The following is a 1,942-nucleotide window of genomic DNA, read 5'->3' on the forward strand; positions in this document are numbered from 1 at the left end:
CGTGCGCGCCCTCCGGCGCCGAGCGCACCACGCCGGCGATCTCGGCCCCCAGCACGAACGGCGGTTCGGGCCGGTATTGATAGAGGCCCCGGGTCAACAGCGCGTCGGGGAACGCGGCGCCCGCGGCGTGCACGTCGACGACCACGCCGTCACCGGACGGCTCGTCGACCTCGGCCACCTCTATCGCGTCCGGCCCGTCCAGCCGGGTCACCCGTGCAGCTCGCATGGTCGGACAGCCTACTGCCGACTCAAAATCCGTCGGCCACCCGCACCACCGCACGCCCGGTGAACTTGCCGGCGCGCACCTGGTCCAGCACATCGACCACGTCCTTGACGTCGACGTCGCTGGTGAGCGACTCCAGATGGCGCGGTCGCAGCGAATCACCCAGCAGCGCCCACAGTTTGCGGCGCCGGTCGATCGGCATCTGCACCGAGTCCATTCCCAACAGCGCGATGCCGCGCAGGATGAACGGCATCACCGTGGTGTGCAACGCCGGGCCACCCGTCAGGCCGCTACAGGCGACCGCCCCGCCGTAGTCGACGGCGCTGAGCACGTCGGCCAGCGTCGCGCCGCCCACGCAATCCACCGCGGCCGCCCAGCGCGCCTTGGCCAGCGGGCGCGGCTTGGCGTCGGGATCCTCCGGCAGCCGGCCGATAATGTCCGCGGCACCAAGCTCTTTCAGCAGCCCCGCGGCCGACTCCTTGCCCGTCGAGGCGACCACCCGATAGCCCGCGGCCGCCAACAGGTCCACGCTCACCGAGCCGACTCCGCCGGAGGCGCCGGTGACGACCACCGACCCGGCGCCGGGCTGGACGCCCCAGTCGATCAGCGCCTGCACGCTCATCGCGGCGGTGAAGCCGGCGGTGCCGATCGCGGCGCCGTCCCGTGGGCTCAACGCGCCGAGCGCGACGACCTGGTCGGCCGGCAGCCGTGCGTATTCGGCGTAGCCGCCGTGGTGGCCGGTGCCGATCTGGTACCCGTGGGCCACCACCGTGTCGCCGACGGCGAAGTCGGGCGACGCGGACTCGACGACCTCGCCGGTCAGGTCGATGCCCGGCACCACCGGGTAGCTGCGCACCACGCCGCCGCGCGGGGTCAGCGCCAGCGCGTCCTTGTAGTTGACGCTCGAATAGAGCACCCGGATCGTCACCTCACCGGGTGGCAGGTCCGAGGGGCTCAAAGTCTCGACCGAGGCGGTTATCCGGTCACCATCTTCGCGGGCGACGAGCGCTTGAAACGTGTCCATGCGTCGACGCTAACCTCACCGTATGGATTCCTTTCCACTCGGTCGCTTTTCGGTTTCCCGGGTGGGCTTCGGCGCGATGCAGCTGCCGGGCCCCAACGTGTTCGGCCCGCCCCGGGACCGCGACGAGGCGCTGGCCGTGTTGCGGCGGGCGGTCGAACTCGGCGTCGACCACATCGACACCGCGCAGTTCTACGGCCCCGACGTGGCCAACGAGCTGATTCGCGAGGCGCTGCATCCCTACCCGGAGAACCTGGCGCTGGTGAGCAAGGTCGGAGGGCGTCGCGACGACAGCGGCGGCTGGCTTCCGGTCGACGAGCCGGCCGACCTGCGCCACGACATCGAGACCAACCTGCGCGCGCTCGGCGTCGACCAACTGGCCGCCGTCAACCTGCGCGTGTTCGAGAGCGACGGTCCGGATCAGCTGTTCGACGAGCAGCTCTCGGTCATGATCCAAGCGCGCGACGACGGGCTGATCGGCGGTATCGGGCTGAGCAACGTCAACCGCGAACACCTACTGCGCGCGTGCGGGCGCACCGAAATCGCCTGTGTGCAAAACGCTTTCAATCTCGTTGACCGATCATCGCAGCCGGTTCTCGACGAGTGCGCGGCGCGCGGCATCGCGTTCGTTCCGTTCTTCCCGCTGGGGGCCGCCTTCGTGCGGCCCAACCCCGTGCTCACCCACGAACTAGTGGTCG

3 protein-coding genes are annotated in these 1,942 nt (G+C 70.4%); 1 reads left to right on the plus strand and 2 read right to left on the minus strand.

The window, feature by feature from the left end; translation table 11 throughout:
• Positions 1-226, minus strand: a 226-nt coding sequence (locus tag A9X04_RS09435; RefSeq protein ID WP_369828936.1) for an alcohol dehydrogenase catalytic domain-containing protein, incomplete at its 3' end; no start/stop codon positions are given.
• 22 nt (positions 227-248) lie between these two features.
• Entirely contained in the window at positions 249-1,247 is a 999-nt protein-coding gene (locus A9X04_RS09440) for an acryloyl-CoA reductase (protein ID WP_067919648.1), read from the minus strand.
• Positions 1,248-1,269: 22 nt separating this feature from the next.
• Here A9X04_RS09440 and A9X04_RS09445 point away from each other — a divergent pair.
• The coding region (locus tag A9X04_RS09445; protein ID WP_067919650.1) for an aldo/keto reductase at positions 1,270-1,942 on the plus strand (673 nt) is incomplete at its 3' end.

This window comes from Mycobacterium sp. E3247 (assembly GCF_001667785.1).
GTDB lineage: Bacteria > Actinomycetota > Actinomycetes > Mycobacteriales > Mycobacteriaceae > Mycobacterium.

Excerpts from the sequence above, each read along its gene's own strand:
- A9X04_RS09440 (WP_067919648.1), bottom strand. The coding sequence starts at position 1,247 with ATGGACACGTTTCAAGCGCTCGTCGCCCGCGAAGATGGTGACCGGATA.